We start from the raw sequence: 9641 nt of genomic DNA, 5'->3' as shown, positions 1-9641 counted from the left end.
AATTAACATACAGCTTAAATAGGTTTCAATGCCATACGGGTCTGCTAAATCCCCTTTGTTGGGGACGATGACCCCTCGAGCCGGCTGAACGTTTTCATCATGCGGAATACATGCTAATTTAATCAACCAATTAATCGGCCATATTTTTTCTCGATCTAACCAGTCTGCCCCGCCTTCAAGCCAATCTGCGGGTACTTTCATCATATTTTCCACATATAACAGGTTGTATCCAACCGCGCGGTCACTCATACCTGTTGTAAATAAAACATAATACGGATGGGCGGCTGATGGGGCAATAATATGCGCCTGAATCGGAACTTCAGAAGGGAAGTTTTGATAATAGGTCGTTTGAATCGGACCGTACATCTCTTCAAACGCCTCTCGAATTACCGCATGACTGGATGGTTCTTCGTACTCTTCCTCTTCTTCTTCATCCTCATAGTCCTCATCATCGTATTCCTTTTTAGGTGTTGTACGCGGCACATGATCAGCGGGTAAGGTCGCATTATGGGCCTGAATGAGCGCCAGAATCTCCGTTTGATTTTGTTCTTTCGCCATCACCTCGGCATCTTTTCGTTCAAAATAACGAATCGTCGTATCTACACCATGGTCGATTAACAGTTGGACAACTTCTTTATTTCCAGATCGAATAGCACCGAATAGGACATCTTTATAGGGATGAGGCGGTTCAAAATTTATCGCAGCCCCCTGTTGTAATAAATAGCGCACCATCTCATAATGGCCTTTTGCCGCAGCTGATTTTATCGCTGTATCTTTATAAGGGAAGGATTCTTCATCAATATCCATTCCACTTTCCAGTAGCCATTTCACAATCGCTAATTGATTTGATTCAGCAGCTAAATGTAAAACCGTTCCAACCGGTATATAGGCATGCAATACATCCTCGTTATTTTCGACTAGCTGTTGCAGGACGTCTAGCTTCCCTTCTCTGATCGCCTTCTGTACCGTTTGATTTAATAACGGTGTATTTGGTTTTTTATTTTCCACGCTTAAATTCCTCCATTGTTCCAATTGTCGTACTTTCTTGCCTATGTATGCCCCATTTAATTTTCTTATGAAAGAAATGGTAGGTATTTGTCATTTATCTCCATTATACACAAAAAAACACGGATTTCTCCGTGTCTTTTTTAGACAGATGGTGGTCGATTCACAACTAATACATTATCTGCCTGTTGTTTTTCTAAGCAGTGAATCAAATCCACACCATAAATCCCTTCCGCATACTTCATTTCTGATTCATAAATCGGAATGAGTTGATTAATTGAGATAAAAAACATTTCATTCACTTCACCAGAAGCATCCTTTTCCCTCGGCTTCCTAGCTAAAAGATGGTCCATTTCTGTATATTCGGAAAGAATTGCTGCTACTTGTCCTTCTACTGGGAATGTTGTATAGGAGTTAACTTTCAATTCATTTTTTCGAACATGATACCCATATTCCGCCATTAGACGCAGCGGCCAATTTTTCTCAGGAAGTGTCCATTCCTCTTCAGAAGCGACCCAATTAAGTGGTAGTTTCATCATCATTTCGTTTACCCTGATAACATGTGTATGGGGCTCTTTTATAGATAAATCATTACTAACACCAAGTGTGCAAACAACATAATACGGATGTTTCTTCGTTGGATAAATGATATTTCCACTAATTTGAATAGCCGGGTCGCTTTCTTCTAATAAATCGGTAAATTGTAACGCAATTGGTCCATATTCTTTTTCAAATGTTTGGCGTATTGTTTCCGAATTAGACAGTTTTTTAGGTTTTTTAATTGATTTAGATGGTCCCTCACTTGCGGACATATCCACAACGGAAGGACGTTGAAAATCAATCACTTCCTGTACTTGTGCCGCTGTTAACTTTTCCTGTAAGGCGGCATAGCCATTTGCTTCCGCATACTGCCATTCGGCTTTATAAATTGGCACAAGTTCGTCGATGCGAATCTCTTTCCCTTCTATAGGCAGACGTTGGATGTCTGAATCAGTAGGGGTCGAAATCAACATACAACTTAAATGGGTTTCAATGCCATATGGGTGCACTAACTCACCTTTATTAGGGACGATGACCCCACGTTCGGGGTGAACGTTTTCATTATGGGGGATATTCGCTAATTCAACCAACCAATTAAGGGGCCATGTTTTTTCTTTATCTGACCAATCTGCCCCGCCGTCAAGCCAATTTGCCGGCACTTTCATCATATTCTCTACATATAACAAATTGTAACCTAGTGCTTCATCACTCATACCCGTTGTAAATAATACATAGTAGGGGTAGGCCGTTGACGGGGCAATAATATGCGCTTCAATTGGCACTTCCGAAGGAAATCTTTCACGATAGGTCATTTGAACCGGACCATACACCTCTTCAAACGCTGCACGAATTACCGCATGACTTGCAGGTTTTTCCTCTTCATATTGGTCCTCCTCATAGTCCTCCTCATCGTATTCTTCTTTAGGCGTTGTACGCGGCACATGATCAGCGGGTAAGGTCGCATTATGGGCCTGAATGAGCGCTAGAATTTCCGTTTGATTTTGTTCTTTCGCCATCAGCGCGGCATCTTTTCGTTCAAAATAGCGAATCGTCGTGTCCACACCATGGTCGATTAATAGTTGGACAACCTCTTTACTTCCAGAAAGAATGGCACTGAATAGGACATCCTTATAGGGATGAGGCGGTTCAAAATTCACATTAGCCCCACGTTTAAGAAGATACTTGACCATCTCATAATGTCCTTCTTGAGCAGCAACCGATAATGCTGTGCCTCCACGATTTTTATTTGCTACATTAACATCTAATCCAAAATCTATTAACCATTTTACTATTTCTAATTGATTTTCTCTCACTGCCAAATGTAACCAGCTACCTGTAACCACATCTTCATAAAGATGCGCTGGATTTCCTTTAATTAGTGTTTTAACTTCCTCTGCATTACCTTCTATTATGGCGGCATAAATTTGTTTTGTAATAACTAATTCTGAATCGTTATTATTATTTTTCATTGTGGCCCTCTTTATTTTCAATAGATATTTGTCATTTATCTCCATTATACACAAAAAAACACGGATTTCTCCGTGTCTTCTTTAAATAGACGGTGGTCGATTCACAACTAATACATTATCTGCCTGTTGTTTTTCTAACAACCGTAGTACATCAGCTGCATAAATTCCTTCTGCATAATCCATTTCAGATTCATAAATTGGGATAAGTTGATGTGCTACAATTAAAACTTTTTCTACAACTGTACCAGAAATAGAGAATTCATTTGGTTCTCTTGCTAATAAATGGGTCATTTTTGTATGATTCGATAAAATCTTTAATGCGTTCCCTTCAATGGGGAACGTCGTATAGCGATAAATCTTCTGCATCTTTTCACGTGCGCTATATCCGAATTCCGCCATCATGCGTAAAGGCCAGTTTTTTTCAGGAAGTGTCCATTCCTCTTCAGAAGCGACCCAGTCTAATGGCAATTTCATCATCATTTCATACGATTTATTGTCCGTTACAGATGATGGAATATCATTACTAACACCCAGTGTGAAAACAACATAATATGGATGTTTTTTCGTTGGATAAATAATGTTTCCTGTAATCGTAAGCGTCGGATTTTCTTCATCTAATAAATTTGACATTTGAATGGCAATCAGCCCATACTCTTTTTCGAAATTCTCACGTACTTTGTCCGCATTTGTTAACGCTTCCGTTATTTTTGCCGTCACTTTCGAATTGGGCTGTCCATGGTCTACCGACTTCTCCACAACGGCAGGACGTTGAAAGTCAATGACTTCCTGTACTTGTGAAGCGATTAATTTTTCTTGTAAAGCCGGATAGCCATTTGCTTCCGCATACTGCCATTCGGCTTTATATACCGGCACCAATTCATCGATGCGAATTTCTTCGCCTTCTACCTGCAAGTGCTGGATATCTGAATCAGTAGGAGCCGAAATTAACATACAGCTTAAATAGGTTTCAATGCCATACGGGTCTGCTAAATCCCCTTTGTTGGGGACGATGACCCCTCGAGCCGGCTGAACGTTTTCATCATGCGGAATACATGCTAATTTAATCAACCAATTAATCGGCCATATTTTTTCTCGATCTAACCAGTCTGCCCCGCCTTCAAGCCAATCTGCGGGTACTTTCATCATATTTTCCACATATAACAGGTTATATCCAACCGCGCGGTCACTCATACCTGTTGTAAATAAAACATAATACGGATGGGCGGTTGACGGGGCAATAATATGCGCCTGAATCGGTACCTCAGAAGGGAAGTTTTGATAATAGGTTGTTTGAATCGGACCGTAGACCTCTTCAAACACCGCACGAATTACCGCATGACTGGATGGTTCTTCGTACTCTTCCTCATCCTCCTCATCTTCATAGTCCTCATCATCGTATTCCTCTTTAGGCGTTGTACGCGGCACATGGTCGGCAGGTAAAGTTGCATTATGGGCCTGAATAAGCGCTAGAATTTCCGTTTGATTTTGTTCTTTCGCCATCAGTTCGGCATCTTTTCGTTCAAAATAACGAATTGTTGTGTCCACACCATGGTCGATTAATAGTTGGACAACTTCTTTACTTCCAGAAAGAATGGCACTGAATAGGACATCCTTATAGGGATGAGGGGACTCAAAATTTATCGTTGCCCCCTGTTGTAATAAATAACGCACCATCTCATAATGGCCTTTTGCTGCAGCTGATGCGATGGCTGTATCTTTATAAGGGAAGGATTCTTCATCAATATCCATTCCACTTTCTAGAAGCCATTTCACAATCGCTAATTGATTTGATTCAGCTGCTAAATGTAAAACGGTTCCAACCGGTATATAGGCATGCAATACATCCTCGTTATTTTCATCTAGCTGTTGCAGGACGTCTAGCTTCCCTTCTCTGATTGCCTTCTGTACCGTTTGATTTAATAACGGTGTGTTTGGTTTTTTATTTTCCACGCTTAAATTCCTCCATTGTTCCAATTGTCGTACTTTCTTGCCTATGTATGCCCCATTTAATTTTCTTATGAAAGAAATGGTAAGTATTTGTCATTTATCTCCATTATACACAAAAAAACACGGATTTCTCCGTGTTTTTTTGTGTTAATAAAGTTGTTCTACAAATGCAGTAAAGGTAAACGAGCACAACCGTGTATGTTTTTCAAAGACAATTTTTGCTGTCTCATCATAGCTCTTCCCTAATCGTACAGCTAATGGTTTAAATGGCGATGCCCCTTCATGCAACCAATAAGCCACACCTACCGGTAAAGTATTTTTACTTTCCCTTGCATAAATAAGACCAAATAGGTTCCCAAAAGGATCACAGGCAAACGGCACAAATGGCGCCGGCATACGGTCACCCATCCGTTTAACATAGTCCAACACATAATCCGCACTTGCTGGATTAAAGGACAGTAAATCGCCCACAAAGAGTTCAATCCCTACACTTAAAAAGTGTTGGTGCTCAAAACGCCCCCCGTTGATTGTGCGGAAGAATTGGATAAAATCCTTAGGAAAGCGGACTTCTAACTGACGTTCAACCTCACGTAGGCCCTCTAAAGCATCTTTTTCCTCTGTTCGATAAATGCCTGTTTGCTCAATGTCTGAGCGATCCACCCTATATTTGGTTGGGTCAGGATCATGCGCCCACGTCGAACGACCTCCAGTGTGTACTACTAGATGCGCATAGGCATTGACTAACTGCATTTTCCCAGGTTCTTTGTGATGATGCCAAACTAAACCTTTTAGCTTCGGCGCCCCTGCCGCTAAATCCTGTAGCTGCATTGGTGTAAAGCGAGAAGCAGATAACGCTCCTGTTTCGAGCGCTTCATTTAGTTGACGGAAACATTCTTCAAGCTGCACATCGCTTTCGCCTAAATATAATTCTTCGGGCAGTGTTGCGGTAAAGTATAAATTATTCCCCTCAAAAACAGGATGCCCATCTTCATACTCTACCGGTTCTTCTGGGAGAAGTTTTTCAAAACCTGGCTCACTTGTACGAAGTAATGCCGCATAAGCCGCCTTTCGTTCTGCTTCCACTTTTCTTCTTGCCTCTGCTTCGGCCTTTTCGAGCGCTTCATATTCCTCAGATAACATTAAATCCTTCGCGAATTCTGTGAAGGTTTCCGCTAAATAGCTTGTTGAGTGCTCACGTAAATGAGCAATAGCCTCCTCTTCCGTCAGGCCGTCATCCTCCATTAAATTTTCAATCGAATCAGAACCGTCATGCGTCCAATATACCACCGTTGGATTTTCAGGCCCCTCTACGTAATCAAAACAGAAATAGTCACCACCTGGTGTTAATGCGAAAGGCACCAACTCCTTCGTCATCCGCCCTTGTTTAACATAATTATCTTTAGCTACTTTAAATGTTGCTATATAAGGTGCTTGCTTTGAGGGGATCGTTAATAATTGTGAAAAAGAAAGTCCATCCCACGTGACATTTTGTTGCAAATAGGCGCCAAAATAAGGGATTGCTTCATCAAGAAAATCTTCTGGCAGTTTCACTTGTAGTTCCTCTTCTGCTTGTTTAATTTCCTGCGGTGTTGCAGGTTCTTTTACTTCGGACCAGTCAAATTGATTGAATATCATTATTTAAAAATCCCTTCCATCTTCTCTTTTGATAGATATTTGTCATTTATCTCCATTATACACAAAAAAACACGGATTTCTCCGTGTCTTTTTTAGACAGATGGTGGTCGATTCACAACTAATACATTATCTGCCTGTTGTTTTTCTAAGTAATCAATAAGATCCACACCATAAATCCCTTCCGCATAATCCATCTCTGATTCATAAATTGGTATAAGCTGATTAGTGACAATAAAGAATCTTTCATTCGATGCAGCAGAAACATCATTTTCTATTGGAGGTCTGGCTAAAAGATGCGTCATGTTTGTATACTCAGAAAGAATTGCCGCTATTTCCCCTTCTACCGGAAATGTTGTATACACATCTAGTTTCAATGAATTTTTCCGAACGTGATACCCTAGTTCTGCCATTAGACGGAGTGGCCAATTTTTTTCAGGAAGTGTCCATTCCTCTTCAGAAGCGACCCAGTTAAGTGGTAGTTTCATCATCATTTCCACTACTTTAGTCGAATAAGTAGTGGACTCTTTTGTAGACACATTATCGCTGACACCGAGCGTGCAAACAACATAATACGGATGTTTCTTTGTTGGATAAATGATATTTCCACTAATTGGAATGGAAGGATTACTTTCTACGGTCAAGTGCGTAAATTGAAACGCAATCGGTCCATACTCTGTTTCAAACCGTTGGCGTATTGTTTCCGAATTAGACAGTTTTTTAGGTTTTTTAATTGGTTTAGATGGTCCCTCACTTGCGGGCATATCCACAACCGCAGGACGTTGAAAATCAATCACTTCCTGTACTTGTGCCACAGCTAGTTTTTCCTGTAACGCTTCATTTCCATTTACTTCTGCATACTGCCATTCGGCTTTGTATACCGGCACCAGTTCATCGATGCGAATCTCTTTCCCTTCTATAGGCAGACGTTGGATGTCCGAATCAGTAGGAGCCGAAATCAACATACCGCTTAAATGGGTTTCGATGTCATAGACGGTAGCTAAGCCGTCGTTATTAGAGACGATGTCCCCTCGCTCAGGTTGGGTTTTTTCAGCATGTGGGATATTTGCTAATTTAATCAACCAATTAATCGGCCATTTTTTATCTTTATCTGACCAGTCTGCCTCGCCGTCAAGCCAATCTGCCGGCACTTTCATCATATTTTCCACATATAACAGGTTGTACCCAATGGCATAGTCACTCATGCCCGTTGTAAATAAAACATAATAAGGATAGGCAGTTGATGGCGCAATGATATGCACTTGTACAAACAATTGAGAAGGGTATTTGTGACGATAGGTCGTTTGAATGGGTCCATACACTTCTTCAAAAGCCGCTCGAATTACGTCATGACTTGCCGGCTCCTCAGGTTCCTCTACATATTGGTCCTCCTCTTCATAGCCATCATCCTCGTCTTCCTCTTTAGGCGTTGTACGCGGCACATGGTCGGCAGGTAAGGTCGCATTATGGGCCTGAATGAGCGCTAGAATCTCCGTTTGATTTTGTTCTTTCGCCATCAGCGCGGCATCTTTTCGTTCAAAATATTGAATTGTCGTATCCGCGCCATGGTCGATTAATAATTGCGCCATCTCTTTACTTCCCGCCAGGATAGCCCCGAATAATGGGTCTTGGTGAGGATGTTTTGGGTTTTCAAAATAAATCTTGGCACCTAATTGAAATATTTCTTTAAACAAATCCACATGCCCTTCTGATATTGCATTTCTTATCGGTGTATGGCCATAATTTTTATCTTCTATATTAATATCCATCCCCATTTCTATGAGCCATTTCACGATAGCTGATTGATTATACTCAGCTGCTAAATGTAAAACCGTTCCAACCGGTGTATAGACATGAAAGATATCTTCATTTTGATTGTATAGTTGTTGTAATGTTGCTAGGTCTCCATTTATAATCGCTTTATTTACTTTTAGGGTCAAATTTTCTTCCGTCGTATTTTCTTGCATATGTAGGCCTCCAATTACGATTTTCTCATGAAAGAAATGATAGGTATTTGTCATTTATCCCCATTATACACAAAAAAACACGGATTTCTCCGTGTTTTTTTTTAGACAGATGGTGGTCGATTTTGTACGAATATATGCTCAGCATGCTGCTTTTCTAAGCAGTGAATCAAATCCACACCATAAATTCCTTCGGCATAATCCATTTCAGATTCATAAATCGGGATAAGTTGATGAAGTATAACCAGAAATTCTTCATTTACAATTGTAGAAACAAACGATTCACTCGGTCCTCTTGCTAGTAGGTGCGTCATTTTTGTGTACTCGAAAAGGATTTCTTTTGTTTTCCCTTCTACAGGAAATGTTGTATTTCCATAATATTTCAATAAGTTTTTATGAACATAATATCCGAATTCTGCCATCATGCGTAGGGGCCAATTTTTTTCAGGAAGTGTCCATTCCTCTTCAGAAGCGACCCAATCTAAAGGCAATTTCATCATCATTTCATACGCTTCGTTGTGCGTCACATTTGGCGGAATATTATTACTGACCCCCAGTGTGAAAACAACATAATATGGATATTTTTTCGTTGGATAAATGATATTTCCACTAATTTGTATCAATGGGTCACTTTCTACCGTCAAGTCTGTCAATTGGAGCGCAATCGGTCCATATTCTTTTTCAAATTGTTGACGAACTTTCTCTGAATTAGAAACTGTTCCAACTGGTTTGAGCTGTCCATCGTCTACCGGCTTTTCCACAACGGCAGGACGTTGAAAATCAATCACTTCCTGGACCTGTGCGGCTGTTAATTTTTCTTGTAAAGCAGGATAGCCATTTGCTTCCGCATACTGCCACTCCGCTTTATATACTGGCACCAATTCATCGATGCGAATTTCTTCGCCTTCTACCTGCAAGTGCTGGATATCTGAATCAGTAGGAGCCGAAATTAACATACAGCTTAAATAGGTTTCAATGCCATATGGGTCTGCTAAATCCCCTTTGTTGGGGACGATGACCCCTCGAGCCGGCTGAACGTTTTCATCATGCGGAATACATGCTAATTTAATCAACCAATTAATCG

Annotated in this window: 6 protein-coding genes; all 6 read right to left on the bottom strand. The window is 40.6% G+C overall.

Features of this window, described 5'->3' with window-relative positions; genetic code table 11:
- On the bottom strand, positions 1-1008 hold a 1008-nt coding region (locus QI30_RS15675), incomplete at its 3' end, for an ankyrin repeat domain-containing protein (RefSeq protein WP_199754703.1).
- 140 nt (positions 1009-1148) lie between these two features.
- On the bottom strand, positions 1149-3014 hold the full coding sequence (locus tag QI30_RS15670) for a suppressor of fused domain protein (RefSeq protein WP_126991526.1): 1866 nt from the start codon (positions 3012-3014) through the stop codon (positions 1149-1151).
- Between the two features lie 81 nt (positions 3015-3095).
- Positions 3096-4964 carry a suppressor of fused domain protein gene (locus QI30_RS15665; RefSeq protein ID WP_126991525.1) on the bottom strand — a complete coding sequence of 623 codons (1869 nt, stop codon included), beginning with the start codon at positions 4962-4964 and terminating at the stop codon, positions 3096-3098.
- 144 nt (positions 4965-5108) lie between these two features.
- Positions 5109-6596 carry an SMI1/KNR4 family protein gene (locus QI30_RS15660; protein ID WP_126991524.1) on the bottom strand — a complete coding sequence of 496 codons (1488 nt, stop codon included), beginning with the start codon at positions 6594-6596 and terminating at the stop codon, positions 5109-5111.
- Positions 6597-6688: 92 nt separating this feature from the next.
- Positions 6689-8560, bottom strand: a complete 1872-nt coding sequence (locus QI30_RS15655; RefSeq protein WP_126991523.1) for a suppressor of fused domain protein — start codon at positions 8558-8560, stop codon at positions 6689-6691.
- A gap of 101 nt (positions 8561-8661) precedes the next feature.
- Positions 8662-9641 (bottom strand): suppressor of fused domain protein (locus QI30_RS15650; protein WP_148113868.1); only part of this gene is annotated, 980 nt, incomplete at its 5' end.

It is taken from the genome of Candidatus Kurthia intestinigallinarum (assembly GCF_003991225.1).
GTDB classification, from domain to species: Bacteria; Bacillota; Bacilli; order Bacillales_A; family Planococcaceae; genus Kurthia; species Kurthia populi.
Note: the sequence above shows the minus strand (reverse complement) of the source record. Positions and strands in the feature narration are given on the sequence as shown.